The sequence below is a fragment of the Longimonas haloalkaliphila genome, assembly GCF_055379825.1.
Window position 1 is genome coordinate 3,703,415 of the sequence record NZ_AP043948.1, and the last position, 18,651, is coordinate 3,722,065.

Sequence of the window (18,651 nt, forward strand, 5' to 3'; positions counted from 1 at the left end):
AACATGGTATTGCGCTGCAAGGTTGCACCTGGTGATACCAACCGCGCAAAGAGATTACACAATGGAAACGCCGGCAACAGCTGTGCTCTATTTCGGCTGATCTGTTAGACGCTCTCTCGGATGTTTGTTGACCACGCCCTGCCGCTGTTACTTTTCGGCACGACGAAGCGTCTGCATCTGTGAAGTCATGGACGCATACCGGTGCGTACGTAACAGCTTACCACATGCGATTCAGTCGCTTCATGCGATTCATGATTCAAACACCCCCTTTAGTTTCTTGAACTACCCTTCTGTCCGCAGTATGAACCGTCTTCGCTATAGCACCCTACTCCTTCTTGTTGCCAGCCTCGGCTTTCTTCTCGTCCCCCAGCAATCCCACGCTCAGATCGGCGTGGTAGGCGGACTCAACTTTGAAAGCCTCGACGACCTAAGCAGCGAAAGTGCCAGTGCTAACTTTGAGTCGTCGACCGGATACCACGTCGGACTGGCTTTCAACCGCGACTTTGCCGTACTCGGACTCCGTCTGGGGGCGATCTACCGCCGTGTGGGAGAGTACCGCTTTGAAGACTTTGATGATGCAGGCGACCTGCTCGATAGCGAATCGTTTAGCCTGAGCACCATTGAGATCCCGCTCGACCTAAAGTATCGCTTCACGTTGCCGCTCGTAACGCCGTATGCAATGGCGGGTCCACAGGTCTCCTTTCCCATCGGTGAAAACGATCTGGGCGACGGCCTTGAAGACGTCACGCTTTCCGGCAATATCGGCGCCGGTGTCGAATTCAACCTGGCCGGACTGCGTCTGACTCCTGAGCTACGGTACGAGTTTGGCGTCACTTCGCTGGTTGAAGACGAGTTTGAGATCCTGGGAACGTCCATTCAGCCCAGCGAGAGCCCGAACCTGAGCGCCTTCAGCGTTCGTCTCCACGTATTCTTTTAACGGTGTCATGGCCGGATGCAGTGGGGCAACACGCTCTTATAAATAGCCCCGCCGACTCAACATCCGCCTGTTAATGTCTGTCTTTCCTGGAGGGCGTGTGTGAACGCTCACTTCGCGTATTCGCGTCTGCATTTCTGACCCGGCGTGGGTTGTCTGCGAATACGTACTCAATGGCGGCTTCGGGCTGTGGGGGCTCGAAGCCGCTGCCTCCAGGTTTTTTTGTAGCGATTCCCGTCGTTGACCGCCCCCTACCACCTAATCCTCGCGCTCACCGTTTATTAGAAACAGTGCCGCGTAGATAGTGCTGGAGGTCCGTGCCGAAGGACACGGCCGGTGTGCATGCGGTGCGCTTCAAAAGGTACAGGTCTGCTCGCATAGTCACACCACCTCCAAAGCAAAGCAACTCTGCCCTGCGCAGACACGTTGGAGCTACGGTTTGTCATGATCGGTTTGTATCATGATGTGTAGACGTTTTTTCTGTAGACTCGCTCGCTCCGCTTATGATACGCTGGCATGGACTCGACATCGAAGCCGAAGGCACTGGCATCTCGAAACCGCTAAGCCGACAGGTAAACTTGCTCGGCCATATGCTGGGAGAGGCTACCCGTGCGCATCTGGGCAAGGAGGTGTTCGACCGCGTAGAACAGTTTCGGGTGAAGTGCAAGCAGAGCGTTGAAACGGGAACTCCTGAGCCACGCAAGGCGGTGGCTGACGCTATGGCCGCCCTCTCTACGCGCGAGCTGAAAGACCTGCTGCACGTCTACACCACGTTCTTCCATCTGGTGAACCAGGCGGAGCAGCGTGAAATTATCCGCATCAACCGGGAGCGCGCGCGCCACTCCGGCCCCGCCGACTGGCCGCTGGGTCCGGGGTCGAGCAACGGGTACACCCCGGAGCCTCGCCCCGAATCCATCGAAGCTGCTATCAAGACGCTGGAGAACGAAGACATTCCGCTCGACAAGGTCGAGGGCATTCTCCACCAGATCGATGTGCAGCCTACTCTCACCGCCCACCCGACTGAGGCACGTCGCCAGACGGTGCTGCACAAGCAGCGCGATATGGCCAAGCAGCTTACGGTACTGCATTCTACCGAGGCGACGCCTGACGAACGAGCTGAGGCGCTCGACACGCTCTACGCACATATTGTCTTCTTGCTCGGCACCGACGAGATCCGGGCGGCGCGCCCCACTGTCCACGATGAGGTGCAGCAAGGACACTACTTCCTTTACAGCACCATCTGGGACACCGTCCCGCGCATTCACCAGGACGTGCACCATGCCCTGCGAAGTCACTACGGCGAGACGACCGAGCTCCCGGCGTTTATAAAGTATCGCTCATGGATCGGAAGCGATCGCGACGGCAACCCCAACGTAACGCCCGACGTGACGCGGTGGACGTTCAAGCGCCAGCGCCTCAAAACGCTTACACATCTACAGAACGAGCTTAAAGATCTTCGCGACGAACTGAGCCTGTCGATTCGCCAGTACGGCCTGCCCGAGGTGCTCCGCAACTCGTTGAAGGCAGACCGCGCCAACGACCGCCTGCCGGATGCGATTGCCGACCGCTACGATCGCGAACCGTATCGCGAGAAGATCAGCTACATGATGGCGCAGCTCGAACAGCTGCAGGAGGCCACCGAGTACGAAACCCTCGAAGCCTGCCGCCTCGACCCACGCACCTCGGCCTACCGCCCCGACGACCTGCTGGCCGACCTGCAGGTGCTCGTCGACAGCCTCAATGATCAGGGCTTCGACGATGCAGCGTATACAGGCCAACTCCATCGCACACGCGTGCTCGTGCGCACATTCGGCTTCCACCTCGCTGCGCTCGACGTGCGGCAGCACAGCAAGATCCATGAGTCGGCCGTTGCCGCTATACTCCGTGAGGCCGGCGTCACCGCGGATTACGCTGCGCTCTCTGAAGAAGAAAAGCAAGCCGTACTCACGGAAGAGCTAAACAACCCGCGTCCGCTCCTGCGCAGCACCGAAAACCTGCCCGACGATGCCGCTACACTGCTGGAGGTATTTGACCTGCTGCATACCATCCACAAGATCGATACGAACGCAGTGGGTAGCTACATCGTGAGCATGACGCACTCAATCAGCGACGTGCTGGAGCCGATGCTCCTGGCCAAAGAAACCGGCTGGGGCCAGCATACCGAGTCTGGCTTCCAGGCCCCGCTCGACTTTGTTCCGCTCTTCGAGACGATCGACGACCTGGCGCACGCCCATGAGCGCATGATCGACCTCTACACGCACGACGCGTATCGCCCCCACCTGCAGGCGCGCGATCGCTTTCAGGAAGTCATGCTCGGCTACTCCGACAGCAACAAAGACGGCGGCTACTGGATGGCCAACTGGGCACTGCATCAGGCCATCGACCGGCTCGGGCAGACCGCCAACGGCCACGATGTAGACCAGCGCCTGTTTCACGGACGCGGCGGCAGCGTGGGGCGCGGCGGCGGCCACACGCACCAGGCCATTCGCGGCCTGCCCCAGAGCGTGCATAACGGACGCATTCGCTTTACTGAGCAAGGCGAGATCATCTCGTTCCGATACGGACTGCCCGAAATCGCCCGGCGGCATGTCGAGCAGATCGTGAACGCGATGATCACGACCACGGCCGAGCCCGACCGCGACGCCCCGCATCACAACAAGGAGGTTGTTGCCGTGCTCGACACCCTGGCCGAAACCGCCCAGACGGCCTACCGCAACCTCATCGACGATGCAGACTTCTGGTCGTGGTATACGCAAACGACTCCCATTGAGCACATCAGCCAGTTGCCCATTGCCTCGCGCCCGGTATCGCGCTCCGATGGCGAAGATGTCGCGTTCGACGACCTGCGCGCCATTCCGTGGGTCTTCGCATGGACGCAGACGCGCTTCAACGTACCGGGCTGGTACGGCACCGGCGCGGGCATTGCCGAGGCAATGCGTACCCACGACAATGCGCGCGATATCCTGCAGCGGCTCTACCGCACCTGGCCGTTCTTTCGCGGCGCCGTTGACAGCGCCCAGCGCGAAATGGCCCGGGCCCGCCTCGTTATTGCAGATATGTACGCCGACGCAGGCCCCGACGCCCCGTTCCCTGAGCAGCTGCATGAGGACTTCGACGCCGCGCACGCCGCCCTCCTCGACCTCACCGGACAGCGCAATCTCTTTGATAACAGTCCCGTACTCAAAAAATCGATACGGCTGCGCAATCCCTACACCGACGTGCTCAACCTGATCCAGATCGAACTCATGCAGCGCCACCGCACCGCCGCAGAGAACGGCTCGCCAGATGAGGAGGCCCTGCTGCAAGAAGCACTCCTGCTCAGCATCAACGGCATCGCCGCCGCCATGCAGAGCACGGGGTAGGATCATGCTATTTGAACATAGGTAGCACTATGGTCCATATGCGCCCTATTCGCACCTAAAATCTTCGGCCATGAACAGTATGCGTTCGTTGGCGCAATACGTTGTCAGGGAGGCCAGCCAATACGGCAATGTGGCGCCGATGAAGCTTCAAAAGCTTCTTTACTACGTGAAAGCGTGGGGACTGGTGGCTGGACACAAAACTGTGCCCTTGTCCTTTGAGAAGTGGGACTACGGTCCTGTAAACCAGTCGGTGTACCATGGGTATCGGAGCTACGGGAGCGAGGCCATCGCCTCCGAGCATAGCGCTCCACCATCTGGTTGGAGCGAGCAGGCCCGTGCTGTTGCGGATATGGTGATTACGAGCTACGCACCACTCAGCGCACTCACACTCTCGGTCCTGATACACCACGAGGCACCGTGGCAGCAGACCCCGAAGAACGAGATCATCCCAGAGTCTACGATCCGGTCGTACTACCAGACGCAGCGGTTTGCCAAAAACTTTCCGTTCGACCCCGAAAACGGACCGTTCTATCCAGTGGCGAGCAACCTGAGCTATGCATATGTGCTAGACATGACGGACGAGGAGGCCCAGAAGGCCACGGCTTATCCGTCGTACAACGCGTACCGGCATCATCTTCACGAGGCTGGCAAACACATAGATCGCACCGTAGATCGTTTTAAAGCACTCGCCTCCGAGTAGAACGACCGACACAGGCGGCTATTTCAAACGAACTCGACTATCTGGCCGAGCTTATTCGCGACTTCGGCGTCAATTCGGAGATGCCTGTTGAAGTCGCCCAAGAAAAAATTCGGGTAGCGGTTCAATGTTAAATGATTGCCTGTGGTTTACATCATCGCAACCTGCTCAAACCCCCTCTGTCTGCCGACATCTCCCCCTTGGCCAAGGGGGAGAAACCCGTAGGGAGAGGGGGTTCGAAGAAGAAAGAGCTGCTGCATTCAATCGCTTTATCATTTAGCGTCTATCCACTACCAAAATTCGTACACGGTATGCGATATTGGAACGCGAATACGAGACGATGGCCCAGGCGCTTGTAAACGATGGCGCTCTCGTAGACCATGCCAGCGAGGTGCTTCGCAAATCGGCCCGTATTTTTCACCACGGGCTGTACGCCGGTATTCTCAAAAATGCAGGCGACTTCAGGAAAGCTACCGATCCATATGCAGGGGCAGTCAGCTTTGGCGGTCGGCGTCCCCAGCGTCTAAAGATGAGGGTTTCGGGGTCACCCCCCGAAGATATTTCGGATGACCTGGGCAATGCATTTTCGGTACTTCAGGATACAGATGCTCCCAAAGCCGCATCAATCGAGTTCTACATGCGGTTTAACCGCGTACACCCGTTCTACGATGCAAACGGACGCATCAGCCGACTCATTGTGACGATCTATCTGCATACCCAAGGGTGGTACATAGATTGGGAAGCACTCGACCGTAAGAAGAAGGAGTTTCTCCGTCGCATGAATAAGTGCCACAAGCGGGCTCCTGCGCACGTAGACTACTACGACGAAGACCTCTACCGCACATATTTCGACATTGTACTTTCGTTCTGGACGCGCTACATTCATCCCATCGACTCGTTGAACGAGTAGGCCAAACCGGCTCCGAAGAAGCGTAAAGGTATCCCACTGCTTTTCTCAATCACCTCCCACTCATTCTATGCGCGGTATTGTGCTGGCGGGCGGACGCGGAACGCGTCTCTACCCGGCGACTGAGGCGCTCAGCAAGCAGCTCCTTCCAGTGTACGACAAGCCAATGATCTACTACCCGCTGTCGGTGCTCATGCTGGCGGGCATTCGCGACATCCTCGTCATCACCACGCCGCACGACCGTCCGCGCTTTGAGGCGCTCCTGGGCGACGGCGCACCGTGGGGGCTGAATCTCTCGTACGCCACGCAAGACGCGCCCCGCGGCATTGCCGATGCGTTTCGTATCGGGGCCGATTTTATTGGGGATGCGCCGGTTATGCTCATTCTGGGCGACAACCTGTTCTATGGCGATGGCCTGCGGCAGCGCCTGCAACACGCGGCCTCCACCGTCGAAGGCGGCACCATATTCGGCTATCCGGTACGCGACCCCGAGCGCTACGGCGTGGTCGACTTCGACGCCGATGGCACCGTTACCGACATCATCGAAAAGCCGGACGTTCCGCCCTCTAACATCGCGGTAACGGGGCTCTACCTGTACACGGCCGATGTCGTCGATATCGCGGCGTCGCTTACGCCCTCCGACCGAGGCGAACTGGAGATTACGGACGTCAATCGTGCCTATCTGCAGCGGGGCACGCTTACAGTAGAGCGCTTGGGGCGCGGCATGGCCTGGCTGGATACGGGCACCCCCGATGCGCTGTGGGAAGCCACCAACTTTATTGCGACCATCGAGCGGCGACAGGGGCTGAAAGTCGCCTGTCTGGAGGAAATTGCCTACCGCCAGGGCTGGATTGATGCAGAGGCCGTTGCGAAACGCGCCGCGATCTGCGGGAATAGCCCGTACGGCGCGTATCTGAGGCGACTCATCGCCGATGCGTGATCGGCGAAAGCATCAGCCAGACTTGCAATCCAGGGCCGTTCACGCTACCTTCTAAAGCACATCGCTCCCCGTGTTCGTGCACTGGCCGCCCTGCCTATGATGTCGATTCGGTACCAACACACGCAAGTCGGCACCGTCATCTTGAGTGTTGTCGGGTTTGCTGCTGTTGGCCTGGCGACGCTGATAGTCACACAAGACATTTCTTGGCTGGTTGGGGGTACCGTGCTCGGATTGGTCGCACTCACGCTCACCATCTTCTATGCGCTCACGGTTGAAGTGACACCTGCTTCGATACGCTGGTATTTTGGATGGGGCGTTTGGTCCAAGGAGATTCCGCTGGTAGCACTCCGCAACGCCGAGTCCATCACGTATCCCTGGTACTATGGCTACGGTATCCGCTACACGCCCGAGGGCTGGCTCTACAATGTATCGGGAACGCAGGCCGTGAAGCTCACGCTTCGCAACGGTGCCACGCTGCTGGTTGGCACCGATGATCCGAACGGCCTCGTGCGTGCGGTCCGCCAGCATGCCAACTTATAGCTGCCCGTTTATAGCTGCTATCTCATTAAACACCACCTCTCATGATGACTTGTTATCGTCGTATCAAGATAACGCACTGTTTTTGCGTCACGCTCATCTTTGCTTTTGGGGCACTGCTCGTGGTGGGGTGCCAAAGCGACGCGCATGAGGTTTCCATCGAAGAGCGCGATGGGGTGCTTCATATCCGCAATGCCGGGCCTGGACTGTGGGTCGATCGCGACGCATCACCTATCGCCTTCGATCTTGAGCAGACCTACGGCGCCGACGATGGTACCGACGCAATGCTGGGCGATGCACGCACCTTCGTTGCAGACGATACAGGCCATCTGTACGTCTTTGACCGCCAAACCAGCCAACTCAAGGGCTTTGCCCCCGACGGCACGCTCCGCTGGACTGCCGGTCGTCAAGGCGAAGGGCCCGGCGAGTTTCAGAACACATTCCAAGAGCGCGTGCTTGCCCTCGGTGGAAGCAACCTATACGTGCTCCACCAGATGGGCACCCGCATCGAACACTTCGATACCGACGGCTCCTACATCGACTCGTACTCTATCGGTGAAGACACCCAGGTTAACGCGCTTGTAGGGACTTCACCAGAGGGCCACCTTCTGCTGGCTGCTCCTATTTGGGGGCACGTAGGTGAGCACATCTACCGCTTTGATCTTGACACACAAACGATCGTTGATGACACAGAGATCGTGCTCCACGATGACCCCGTTGATGAAGAGGGATTAGCACACAGCGCAGGACTAACGGTCCACGGCGACTCCCTGGTTGGGCGGCTTGGCATTGGCCAGTATGCATTGTGGAGCCTCGACGCTGTGGGCACGCCAGCGCGTACGATCACTCGCGAAGTTGACTACATGGTGGGCGTTGGGCGCTACGACATGGACGGGGGCTTTCGCATCCGTGGATACAGTACCCTGAAGGGCCCCTTCGTCCTACCAAGTGGGCACTGGCTCACCTTTACGTATCACGCGCAACCCAGATGAGCAGCTCTAACGTGAGATCAACGAGAACGCTCCGTCCCCCACGTACCGCGCCACAATCGACCTCTTTGCTCCAGATGGACGCTTTCTGGATGCGATCGTCTGGGAAGACACGCAAACCCCAGACATTGGCGAGCCTGCTCAGGTGGATGCGGAAGGGCGGCTCTACACGGTCATCGACACGCCATACCCGCAAGTACATCGCTATGCTGTAACCGTAGACCCGTAGCCCTACGTTTGTACCTACGTTTGTAGCGGTGCCTCCCTTAAATTACTGCCTTGCTCCGTTGATGCGCCGGGGAGGAGGACAAACATTGCTTCGTCTATCACTCCACGCGCTCAAACGCTACCTCGCGGTAGTAATCGGTCGGGTAGATGCCCACCTGAAGCAGCACCGGACGCAGCGTCCATCGCACATTTAGCGTCTGGATGGTGCCGCTGTCATCCATGTCGAACCAGACAAACTTTTCGCGCATAGCCGGGTTGCGCCACCCGGCCCGGAAGGTGTCGTGGTGCCAGTGCTCCAGATCGAGCGTCATGTCTTCGTTGTCCCAGAACGTAATGGCGAGCGCCCCTTCGTCGGGGGTCAACACTTCGGCATTCAGGTACAGATCGTCGGTGTAGGTCCCGGTGTACGCATCCATTGCAAATGTTGGAGACGTACCCTCCTGGCGCTGGGCCTCTTTGCGGAGGCGACGCTCCATGGCTGCCTCGTACTGCTGCTCGTAGGCTGCGCGAATCCGCGGATGCCAGTTGCCGGTGCCACGCTCGCCCAGGAACGCGTCCAGGACTTCGTTGCCCACGGCCGTCATAAAGCGGTTGAAGGTGTTCGTCATAATGATGACTCCCACATCCTCCTCGGGCAGCAGCACCAGGTTTGTGTTCATGCCGTCGGTAGCGCCCCCGTGTTGCAGGATGCGATGGCCGCGGTGCTCGCGCAGGCTCCATCCCAGCCCGTATGCGTTCATCTCCGTATACGGGTCTTGCGCGGCAAGCGGGTTCTGGGCGCTATGCATCTCACGCATCAGAGCTTCGTCAATGAGCCGGCGCCCTTCGTATACGCCGGGTGTATCCAGATGCAGACGCATCCACTGCGCCATTTCAGTAACGCTGGTGTTGACGGATGCGGAGGGCCCGACGTTGTCGAAGTTACGAGGCGAAATAGGCCGCACCGTGCCTTCGATCTCTTGATGAGGGGCGGCGATGTTCTCGTCGTCGGGGTCGAACTGTGTGATGCTCGTGGTGGTGCGCTCCATCCCCAACGGATCGAACAGCTGCTCGCGAAGGAAGTCATCCCACGACGTGCCAGTAATGGCAGGGATGAGCTCGCCAGCCGCCGAGTACATCACGTTCGAATAGACAAACCCCTGCCGGAAGGGCTGCTCGAAGTCGTGGTAGCGCATCTGGTGGATGATCGCAGAACGCTCCCGGTCGGGCAAGAAACGCAGCCGGTTTCCGGTCATACGCCCCACCCCGACACGGTGCGTAAGCAGGTCGCGCGGCGTCACCTGGGCCGTTACCCACGGATCGCTCAGCTGAAACTCCGGCATATATTCCACCACCGGTGCATCCCAGTCGAGCTCGCCACGCTCTACCAGCATAGCGAGGCTGGCTGCCGTCATTGCTTTCGTCGTCGATGCTACGCCAAAAACCGTATGCGCGTCGACTGCTCCGGATTCGTTAAGCGAGCGCACCCCGAATCCCTCAGCAAAGACGACTTCGTCGTTGTGAACCACAGCCACGGCCATACCGGGAATCTCCCAGTCTGCCATTCCCTCCTCAATATAAGCCGGCAGCCAGTCCAGATCGACGTCTTGCGCCGATGCTGGTCCGGCAAGCACAAGGGCAAGAAAGACAAAGCACAGCGTGCATGCGGGCGTGCGTAACAGACGTGGCATCGGGATAGGACGCATGTTTGGGTGGTCTTGAGCAATGGTAAAGACAGCAAGCGCTTTCAGGAGGCTGCTTTCATACTACGATGCAGCCCGCCCATCATCAACAGTAGCACCCCGTGTTTACGCACTCACGGCTTGCAGACGCGGCGTGAGGTATGTATCGGTGATGTGCTGACCGATCTGGAGGGATGCCGTAGCCGCGGGCGACGCGGCGTTGATTACGTTCACCACGCGGTCGGTAGCCTGAATAAGGAAGTCGTCGACGAGCGATCCGTCGCGGCGCACGGCCTGGGCACGCACCCCAGCCGGCGACGGGATAAGATCATCGGATGTCACTTCAGGAATGAGATGCTGCGCCGCCTGCACATAGGTCTGCTTGCTGAGCGACTGGGCCATCTCGTAGAGGCCCATCCGCCAGTGTTTGGCACTCAGCCGAACGAATCCCGGATACGTAACTGTCTCCCATAGCTCTTTCAAGTTGACGTCGCTGAATGTATAGCCCTCGCGCGCAAACGCCAGTACGGCGCTCGGCCCGCATTCAACACGGTCGTCAATCATGCGCGTAAAGTGCACACCCAGGAACGGGAAATCAGGATTGGGAACCGGGTAGATCAGGTTGTTACACAGCCCGCGCTGCTCGCGCACCAACTCGTAGTACTCTCCCCGGAACGGCACGATCTGCGCCCCCGGCTCCTGCCCACTCATACGAGCAATCTTATCTGAGTAAAGCCCCGCACAGTTTGCAGCCAGCCGCCCCCGTACCGAACCGCTTTTGGTGTGGCAGACAACGCCTTCGTCCGTCACGTCGAGCGCTTTCACGGCGGCGCCTGTGTAGACGTCGTATCCGTGGGCCTTCACCTGAGCCGCCAGCTCCTGTGCCATCCCTATGTAGTCCACGATCCCCGCGCTGGGCACGTGCAAGGCAGCCACCCCCTGCGTGTGCGGCTCCAGTTCGTGGAGGCGCTCCGGACCGATGCGTGTACACTCAATCTGATTTTGGCGTCCCTTCTCCTGGATGCGCTCCAGTTCAGGCACCTCATCGTCTGTCACGGCCACGACCACCTTGCCGCACATGTCGTAGTCTACCCCATGCTTGTCACAGAATGCCACCAGCTTCTGGCGCCCCTTACGGCAGTTCTCGGCTTTCAGCGAGCCCGGTGTGTAAAACACACCCGAATGGATAACCCCCGAGTTGCGTCCGGTCTGATGGGTTGCAACGGCATCTTCTTTTTCCAGGATAGCACATCGCAGTTCAGGATGGGTCTGTGTAAGCTGATAAGCGGTGGCCAGGCCCACAATGCCTCCGCCGATGATGACTATATCGTACGTATCCATGCTGACTGTAAACAATTAAGAGAGTAATAGGAAAGGCAACGAGACAAAGATACGCTGGACCTTGTGGCGTAGACATGAGCCAGCGACGCATGCAGCATGCGCTACTATGAAGCAATTCGTACACCGTGCTCAAATTGCACGACGTTTCCCCCGCTGTGTTCTTGCCACTACCTGATGCGCGCCGGAAGGGCGGATCAGCTCTCTGGCCCTGAATCACCCTGCTCTGCTGCGGGTAGCATACGGTGCCTGTTGTTTTACCATGCACCGTTTACTGTTATGACCGCCCCCCTCCAGCGCGCAACCGCTGCGCTTCTGCTCGTTCTTTCTGTTGGTGTTTTGATTGGTGGATGCGCCAGCACCTCGCCCACAGCCCCCTCCGACACCACGCCCCCAGCGCCCGCGCCCCGTCTTGAGGTCCCCATACCGGAGCCTGACACCTTTGCCATAACGCCCGATCGTCCCCCCCATGCCTGGTTTCATATGGATGCGGAAGCCGATGGCTATCCGGGACTGAGCACCTATCGCGCCCACACCACCCTGCTCGCCGACCGGGGGCCCGAGCGCACCGTAACGGTCGCTATCATCGACTCGGGAGTCGACACCGGTCACGATGAACTCGCCCCGCAGATCTGGCGCAACGAGGGCGAAGTGGCAGACACCGGCGCTGACGACGACGGCAACGGCTATGTGGATGACCTGCACGGGTGGAGCTTTCTGGGCAACGCAGACGGCGAGAACGTAGACGCCGATACCTACGAGGTAACGCGGCTCTACCGCACGTACAGCGACTGGGTCTCCTCGACCGACACGACCGCCCTTTCTACCGCCGGGCGTGACTCGCTGGACTACTACTACCGCATCCAGACCGATTTTTACAGCGATCGTGACGAGGCGCAGCAGCGTCTTCAGAACGTACGCCAGGCCCACGAAACCGTGCAGCAGGTGCTCCGCTACGTGCGCAATTATCTGGATGTCGAAGAAGTCACTCCCGCCGATGTAGCACAGCTGGAAGACGCAAACGACCCCGGCGCGCAGCAGTCTTTTGAGATCCTGACGTTTTTCTACGACCAGGGGCTTACGCCCAGCGACATCAAGGATTTCTACGATCGGATGACCACACAGGTCGAGTATGGCTACAACCCGGACTTCGACCCGCGGCCTATCGTGGGCGATGACTACAACGATCTTTCGGAGCGCTATTACGGAAACCCCGACGTGCATGGCCCCGATCCCGGACACGGCACCCATGTAGCAGGCATTGTTGGAGCGGCACGCGACACAACGCTCCGTATCGACGGCGTAGCACCCGCTGTTCGAATCATGCCACTCCGCGCTGTCCCCGACGGCGATGAACGCGACAAAGATGTTGCCAACGCCATTCGTTATGCCGCCGACAACGGCGCCGACATCATCAACATGAGCTTTGGCAAGAGCTACTCCCCACAGAAGCATGCGGTTGACGCGGCTGTGCGCTATGCCGATTCGCTCGGTGTGCTCATGGTCCATGCCGCCGGCAACAGTGCATCTGATAACGACGACGGCAATAACTTCCCCACGCCACTCTATGAAGACGGCGATCGCGCTGCACACTGGATTGAGGTCGGCGCCTCGGGATGGACGATGGACGAAGAGTTGGTTGCCTCGTTTTCAAACTACGGCGCTACCACCGTCGACGTGTTCGCACCCGGCACCGAGATCTACTCCGCAACCACCGGCAACGCGTACCGGTTCAACAGTGGTACCAGCATGGCGGCTCCCATGGTATCGGGCGTAGCTGCCCTGCTGATGTCGTACTATCCGTCGCTTACTGCTGAAGACGTACGCGAAATCATTCTCGAATCGGCGGTATCGTATGCCGACCATGAAGTCACGCTGCCCAGTGACAACCCTGACATGCCTGGTACCCAGGTTCAGTTTGGCTCACTTTCCGTGACAGGTGGCATTGTCAACGCGTACAACGCCGTACAGATGGCCAGCGAGCGTGTAGGCCAACCGTAACGTAATATAAGACCAGTCCGGATAGCGAAGGCCTGTGCTCTGTTGACGTGGTTGACGTATAGAAGGGGAAGGAGCGGGCGAGAACGAGAGGACGCCTGCCCTCCCTTGAAAATGGACCCTGGATATGAATTTCGCAACGACGCAGCCGCTTCGTAACGCCCTCCACGGCAGCATCTATAGCCCTCCCTGTGTTTGTGTTGGAATGGGACTCACTTCAGACAGGCCTGCACCCTGTGCAGAAGGATGCGGCTTGAAGCGTTGACGAGAGCCCCTTGAAGAACCCCGCACATTCAGAACAGCGTGCGCGTTCAGTCGATAAGTGCCGGCGCGCCTGACTTATACGATTCGTGGAGCGCCTTCATCGCTTCGGTGCGGAGCGCCTTTGCGTGTTCATGGCGCGGCCCCATCATCGTAACGCCGATGCTTACGCCTCCCTTCAACAGATCACTGCGACGCTGCATCTTCTGGTGAACGTGCACCGTCCAGGCTTCCACATCGTCGATTGTACCCTGGTAGAAGATGCCATATGTAAGCTCCCCAAACCGCTCGACGCGCTGGCCCGCGGCCATCTCTTCAAGCGCATCAAGTAGTAGCGCCTCTGCTTCCTCGACCGTATCCTGGCCTTGCTCGGCCAGTATTTCAGAGCGGTTCACATGCACCAGAGCCAAGGCCAATGGGATATCCGTGGCACGAGCTACCTCCATCTCCTCGGCGATAATCTCAAGCCGCGGTCGCGGGCCCTGTCGCTCTACCTTCGGCGATGGCGTCGTGATATCGACAGAGTCGGCCGTCACGTCGCCCTGATCCGAAGACGATTGCGAGGATGAGCTTTCGGCGGACTCGCTTTTTTCTGCTGCAGGTGAGGCCGGCTGCTTCGACGATGAACGCTGGCTATTCGCGCTATTCGCGGACTGCTGACTGGTCTGTGCGGTTACCGACGGACGAAGCGTTGCGGGGTCGTATCCAAGCAGCGAACCCAGCGTCTCTGCGCTCCGCGCAATCAGGCGCTGCGTATGATGATGGTCCAGCGGTATGTCTTCCGATGCATCTACCACCAGAAAGTAGGTGGCGGACTGCTGCGCGTGTTGGATGGGGGCGAACGCCACTTTGTCTACCCTTTTGTCTGCACTTCGTGCATCCGTATAGTAATTCAGGGCATTCCGAAGATCCGGGTTGTCGCTGAGCGTACGAACCGTGACCTTCGACCGGGACATGCCGGCAGTGAGGAGAGGATGCGAGGTAGAGAATGTGCCGGTATGCTGCACATGTCCGTTCTTACTATCGAGCCCGGCAATCCGGTACTCCAGGGCCATCTCTTCTTGAACGAGCAGCGCTACCGTGTTGGCATGTAACGTGTACCGCAGCGCTCGAACAAACGCTGTGATACGCGTGTCTTGCTCACCTTCGGCAGCATCGGACTCATCTTCGGCGGTTTCCTGAGCAGCGGTTGATTCGTCGGCAGGGACTGGCTTGTTGGGAGCCGATTTCTTAGCAACGGGCGCGTCTTTCTCCTTTGTTTTGGAAGAATCAGCACCGTTTTGAGAGGAGCGAGCGGATTGCTTTTTTGCTTCTTCGTCTTCTGATGGTGCCATCGGGCGCACCTCAGAGAGTCCGAATTCGTCGTACGTGCCACGCGCTCGGCGGCGGTCTCCGTGCGACGCAGGGGCTATGTAGGTCGTCCACCACCAGTGAACGCCCAGCCCGAGTGCGACCCCACCGATTCCGCCTGCTGCTGCGTATAGCCACGACTCTCCAGTCAGAAGCGCCAGCACGGCTGCGAGTACGGCCAGTCCAGCAAGAACGATTCGAATCATAGGTACAGTTGAGGTCGGCGGCACGTCCAGCCGATGAAAAGCAACGAAGCGAAACAGCGCAATTTATCCGGAGAGGTTGGCAAAGTCAACACGCAGAGCCGGTCTGCTCCATTGCGCATGACCAATGTCTATTTTAGTATCTATTATTACGTTCCACCAACAAGCGAAGTGCCCTCTTTATGCAATAAGCACCGAGTAAACCTTACCGTGGGTGAGCATACAGGTTCTTTGCCCTGTATCCGGCGTGTTGCACCCATCAGCCTGAAAAGCATTTTCGGCACTACTTAAACGGCCGCAGGAGCCTGTGCGGTAGATGCTACCGTTTCAGCTTCGTCGGGATATGGAATGGCAGGGAGCTCCATCGCAGGCTTGTCATCGTAAAGCGGATTGGGCTCGGCCCACGTTGTGCCATTGTAGGTCTCCATAACGACGTAGTCACCAGCACGCCCACGTACCCACGATTCGTTTAGCGGTACTTTGCCGTAGGGCGTATCGAGCACATAAGTTGGAATTGCGAATCCGGTTGTGTGCCCGCGCAGTTCGTGCATCAGGTGCATCCCGGTTTCAATGGGTGTGCGCAGATGCCCGGTGCCCCCGATAACCTGTGCCTGGTACAGGTAATAGGGGCGCACACGCATGGCCACGAGTCCCTCGCACAGCGCTTTCATTGTATCCGGGTCGTCGTTGATTCCCCGCATCAGCACGGTCTGGTTGCCGACCGGAATTCCGGCACGCAGCAGCCGGTCGATAGCGTCGGCGGCGTCTTGCGTGAGTTCGTTGGGATGATTGAAGTGGGTATTGACCCACATCGGGGTGTACTGCGCCAGCACCTGGCACAGCTCATCGGTGATGCGGTACGGAAGCTTCACGGGCATGCGCGTGCCAAAGCGAACAATCTCGACGTGATCGATCGCATAGAGGCGCGAAAGCAGCCACTCCAGGTGCGCTTCGTTGAATGTGAGCGGATCGCCGCCGGTAAGTAGCACGTCGCGAATGGCGGGCGTATTCGCAATGTAGTCGATCGCCTCCTGCAACTCACCCGTTCGCAAGAAGAAATCCGCGTCGCCGACCATGCGTTTGCGCAGGCAAAAGCGGCAGTACACCGCACACTCGGCCGTCACGCAGAACGCTACGCGGTCGGGGTAGTTGTGCACCAGATTCTTGACCGGCGAGTGCGCAACCTCTTGTAGCGGATCGAGCTCGTCAACAAGGTCGTCGTGTAGTTCATCGATGTGGGGCACTACCTGGCGACGCACCGGACAGGCCGGGTCGTCTGCATCCATAAGCGCAGCGTAGTACGGCGTGATGTTCCACCGAAAGATCGGCTCGGTGTCGACGATACCTTTGCGCTCGGCCTCTGTGGGCTTGATCCAATCGGAGAGGTCGTCGAGCGTGCTGATGCGGTTACGCATCTGCCAGCGCCAGTCTGTCCACTCGGGCGAACGGCCAGCGGCAATGTGAGGACGGGAAGCAGGCATGCAGTCAAGGCGGTTGGTCGATGACAAGAGACGACGTTGGCGTGTAGGCTGGCGGGCCGGCCGTGCATGCGGGGTGCTCTTATAGCACTAGCGGCGCACGGCACGTAGTTATTGTTCAATTGCCGGGTTGGCTGAGACGGACGGAAGCACCTGCAGGCGGCGCAGTCCGCGAGCCAGCACGTCGGCGAGGAAGTCTGGATAGGAGCGATTCATAAGCTCAGCGATGATGGCAAATGTGCCATCGGGGGCGAACGTCGGCAGCGGATTGATCTCCAGAAAGAAGGGCGTTCCCTCTGCATCCACCCGAAAGTCGATTCGGGCTACGTCGCGGCACTCCAGCTTCTGGTAGATGCGCAGAGCGTCGTGCGCGAGTTGCGCTTCGAGCGTCTCAGAGAGCGTGCCCTCAATGGCGTATGACCACGCACGATCGGGGCCACCCCGCCGTTCCAGCGCGTGCACGCCGATGCCTGTCGTTGGCTCCACCGCGCGCTGCAGGGCTGGCAGCGCTTCAGGCGGATCGTTGCCGACAACGGCGACCGTAAACTCACCGCCCCCGTTTACAAACGCCTCCACAAGTACATCTTGCTGGTAGAGATGCGTCTGTCGTTCCACTTCCTGGCGCAGCGCCTCGATCGAGGTTACCTTGCTCGCAGGCAAGATGCCCTTTGAGGTACCTTCGTAGCGCGGCTTCACAAAGAGCGGAAAGCCCGCGGGAAGAGCCGACGGCGCAACTTCGCTGGCTTCCGAGAACACCGTCCACGCAGGCGTCTGCACACCGGATCGCACAGCAAGGTCTTTGGTACAGGCTTTGTCGAGCGTAATGGAGAGCGTGAGTGCATCAGAGCCCCACTGTGGGATGCCCGCCAGCTCAAGCAAGATCGGGGCATGCGCCTCGCGGTTACGCGTGCCCTGCCCTTCTGCGATGGTGATTGCTGCGTCGAGCGCGAGTCCCTCACAAAGCTGCTGCTGCAGGTCGCGTGCTGTGCCAACACGTACCGGCTCGGTTTCGCAGCGGCGCAGCGCATCTGCGAGCGCGTCGACCGTCTCCATCGGCTCAAACTCGGCATCGGCATCGGGCGGATCGCTGTCGGACCATTCGTACGCGTCAAATACGTCATAGACAAGACCGATACGAGGCACAGAAGCCATGGGCCAGTCAGTAGTTCAGTTTAGGGAATGAGACATTGGTATTGTTGTATTGTACCTTGGTTGCGCAGGTCGCTGGTGTTCTCATAATCGATTCGCAGACTCAATATGGATACGCCCGAACAGAAAGCGCTTCTCATTCGCATAGCAGGTGATGAAACGCACGGACTTGCTTCCCTGAACGAGCATCTCTCTAATGGGTGGCACGTCATCGAAACGACGGCTCTTGGTGGTGGCCACGCTACCGAAACAGCAGCGCTGGTTGTTATCGAGAATCAGCGCCGCGGCCCAGCTACAGGTGTACCGGTTGCCGAACGCGAAGCCGAACCCGCCGAAGAAGAGATCGAAGAGATTGTCCCCGGTGTTGAGGAAACTGTTGAGGGCGATGGCGCGAGTCCGGATGTCGACCCCGAAATCAACCCGGGATCTGCATAGCTGTTGCTGCAGCCGTTGCTATAAGCCTTGCTGTGCGTGCTCCACTTCTGGTATTTATCTGGTCGTTGAAGCGACTGGAACGGGAGCGAACGACTCCACTGTCCGAATATTTGATGCGACACGCATGCTTTGCCTATTCTCTGTTGCGTTTTAGGCGGACACTTGATACACTTAACTATCTGCT

At 58.8% G+C, this 18,651-nt stretch carries 14 protein-coding genes; 9 read left to right on the forward strand and 5 right to left on the reverse strand.

Going from position 1 to position 18,651, the window contains the following annotated elements; translation table 11 throughout:
• The first annotated feature begins 301 nt into the window (after positions 1 to 301).
• From ACZ48V_RS14540 to ACZ48V_RS14570, 7 genes are all read left to right on the forward strand, one after another.
• Positions 302 to 937, forward strand: a complete 636-nt coding sequence (locus ACZ48V_RS14540; protein ID WP_464540307.1) for a porin family protein — start codon at positions 302 to 304, stop codon at positions 935 to 937.
• A 500-nt stretch (positions 938 to 1,437) separates the two neighbouring features.
• Positions 1,438 to 4,296, forward strand: coding sequence for a phosphoenolpyruvate carboxylase (ppc, locus tag ACZ48V_RS14545; RefSeq protein WP_464540309.1), 2,859 nt, complete (start codon positions 1,438 to 1,440; stop codon positions 4,294 to 4,296).
• Between the two features lie 139 nt (positions 4,297 to 4,435).
• On the forward strand, positions 4,436 to 4,996 hold the full coding sequence (locus ACZ48V_RS14550; RefSeq protein WP_464540311.1) for a Panacea domain-containing protein: 561 nt from the start codon (positions 4,436 to 4,438) through the stop codon (positions 4,994 to 4,996).
• A gap of 316 nt (positions 4,997 to 5,312) precedes the next feature.
• A complete protein-coding gene (locus ACZ48V_RS14555; protein ID WP_464540313.1) occupies positions 5,313 to 5,903 on the forward strand; it encodes a Fic family protein in 591 nt (196 codons plus the stop codon).
• Between the two features lie 67 nt (positions 5,904 to 5,970).
• Positions 5,971 to 6,840 (forward strand): glucose-1-phosphate thymidylyltransferase RfbA, encoded by an 870-nt coding sequence (gene rfbA / locus ACZ48V_RS14560; protein ID WP_464540315.1) that lies wholly within the window; start codon positions 5,971 to 5,973, stop codon positions 6,838 to 6,840.
• Positions 6,841 to 6,936: 96 nt separating this feature from the next.
• Entirely contained in the window at positions 6,937 to 7,380 is a 444-nt protein-coding gene (locus tag ACZ48V_RS14565) for a hypothetical protein (RefSeq protein ID WP_464540317.1), read from the forward strand.
• 41 nt (positions 7,381 to 7,421) lie between these two features.
• Positions 7,422 to 8,369 carry an NHL repeat-containing protein gene (locus ACZ48V_RS14570; protein ID WP_464540319.1) on the forward strand — a complete coding sequence of 316 codons (948 nt, stop codon included), beginning with the start codon at positions 7,422 to 7,424 and terminating at the stop codon, positions 8,367 to 8,369.
• Positions 8,370 to 8,692: 323 nt separating this feature from the next.
• On the opposite strand, the gene ACZ48V_RS14575 is transcribed toward ACZ48V_RS14570, so the two are convergent.
• Both ACZ48V_RS14575 and lhgO read right to left on the reverse strand, forming a co-directional pair.
• Positions 8,693 to 10,279 carry a serine hydrolase gene (locus ACZ48V_RS14575; protein WP_464540321.1) on the reverse strand — a complete coding sequence of 529 codons (1,587 nt, stop codon included), beginning with the start codon at positions 10,277 to 10,279 and terminating at the stop codon, positions 8,693 to 8,695.
• A 102-nt stretch (positions 10,280 to 10,381) separates the two neighbouring features.
• Complete coding sequence (lhgO, locus tag ACZ48V_RS14580) at positions 10,382 to 11,596, reverse strand: L-2-hydroxyglutarate oxidase (protein WP_464540323.1); 1,215 nt, start codon at positions 11,594 to 11,596, stop codon at positions 10,382 to 10,384.
• 276 nt (positions 11,597 to 11,872) lie between these two features.
• On the opposite strand from lhgO, the gene ACZ48V_RS14585 reads away from it, so the two are divergent.
• Positions 11,873 to 13,594, forward strand: coding sequence for a S8 family peptidase (locus ACZ48V_RS14585; protein WP_464540325.1), 1,722 nt, complete (start codon positions 11,873 to 11,875; stop codon positions 13,592 to 13,594).
• Positions 13,595 to 13,902: 308 nt separating this feature from the next.
• On the opposite strand, the gene ACZ48V_RS14590 is transcribed toward ACZ48V_RS14585, so the two are convergent.
• The 3 genes from ACZ48V_RS14590 to ACZ48V_RS14600 all read right to left on the reverse strand — a co-directional run bounded on the left by ACZ48V_RS14590 (position 13,903) and on the right by ACZ48V_RS14600 (position 18,035).
• A complete protein-coding gene (locus tag ACZ48V_RS14590) occupies positions 13,903 to 15,408 on the reverse strand; it encodes a hypothetical protein (protein WP_464540327.1) in 1,506 nt (501 codons plus the stop codon).
• 284 nt (positions 15,409 to 15,692) lie between these two features.
• Positions 15,693 to 16,886: a KamA family radical SAM protein gene (locus ACZ48V_RS14595; protein ID WP_464540329.1), complete on the reverse strand. Its 1,194-nt coding sequence runs from the start codon at positions 16,884 to 16,886 to the stop codon at positions 15,693 to 15,695.
• 108 nt (positions 16,887 to 16,994) lie between these two features.
• Positions 16,995 to 18,035 carry a D-alanine--D-alanine ligase family protein gene (locus ACZ48V_RS14600; RefSeq protein ID WP_464540331.1) on the reverse strand — a complete coding sequence of 347 codons (1,041 nt, stop codon included), beginning with the start codon at positions 18,033 to 18,035 and terminating at the stop codon, positions 16,995 to 16,997.
• 105 nt (positions 18,036 to 18,140) lie between these two features.
• Here ACZ48V_RS14600 and ACZ48V_RS14605 point away from each other — a divergent pair, with 105 nt between their 5' ends.
• Positions 18,141 to 18,467, forward strand: a complete 327-nt coding sequence (locus tag ACZ48V_RS14605; protein ID WP_464540333.1) for a hypothetical protein — start codon at positions 18,141 to 18,143, stop codon at positions 18,465 to 18,467.
• Positions 18,468 to 18,651: the final 184 nt, after the last annotated feature.

Excerpts from the sequence above, each read along its gene's own strand:
- ACZ48V_RS14590 (WP_464540327.1), bottom strand. The coding sequence starts at position 15,408 with ATGATTCGAATCGTTCTTGCTGGACTGGCCGTACTCGCAGCCGTGCTG.
- ACZ48V_RS14565 (WP_464540317.1), top strand. The coding sequence starts at position 6,937 with ATGATGTCGATTCGGTACCAACACACGCAAGTCGGCACCGTCATCTTG.
- ACZ48V_RS14540 (WP_464540307.1), top strand. The coding sequence starts at position 302 with ATGAACCGTCTTCGCTATAGCACCCTACTCCTTCTTGTTGCCAGCCTC.
- rfbA (WP_464540315.1), top strand. The coding sequence starts at position 5,971 with ATGCGCGGTATTGTGCTGGCGGGCGGACGCGGAACGCGTCTCTACCCG.
- ACZ48V_RS14595 (WP_464540329.1), bottom strand. The coding sequence starts at position 16,886 with ATGCCTGCTTCCCGTCCTCACATTGCCGCTGGCCGTTCGCCCGAGTGG.
- ACZ48V_RS14550 (WP_464540311.1), top strand. The coding sequence starts at position 4,436 with ATGAAGCTTCAAAAGCTTCTTTACTACGTGAAAGCGTGGGGACTGGTG.
- lhgO (WP_464540323.1), bottom strand. The coding sequence starts at position 11,596 with ATGGATACGTACGATATAGTCATCATCGGCGGAGGCATTGTGGGCCTG.
- ACZ48V_RS14600 (WP_464540331.1), bottom strand. The coding sequence starts at position 18,035 with ATGGCTTCTGTGCCTCGTATCGGTCTTGTCTATGACGTATTTGACGCG.
- ACZ48V_RS14570 (WP_464540319.1), top strand. The coding sequence starts at position 7,422 with ATGATGACTTGTTATCGTCGTATCAAGATAACGCACTGTTTTTGCGTC.
- ACZ48V_RS14605 (WP_464540333.1), top strand. The coding sequence starts at position 18,141 with ATGGATACGCCCGAACAGAAAGCGCTTCTCATTCGCATAGCAGGTGAT.
- ACZ48V_RS14585 (WP_464540325.1), top strand. The coding sequence starts at position 11,873 with ATGACCGCCCCCCTCCAGCGCGCAACCGCTGCGCTTCTGCTCGTTCTT.
- ppc (WP_464540309.1), top strand. The coding sequence starts at position 1,438 with ATGATACGCTGGCATGGACTCGACATCGAAGCCGAAGGCACTGGCATC.
- ACZ48V_RS14575 (WP_464540321.1), bottom strand. The coding sequence starts at position 10,279 with ATGCGTCCTATCCCGATGCCACGTCTGTTACGCACGCCCGCATGCACG.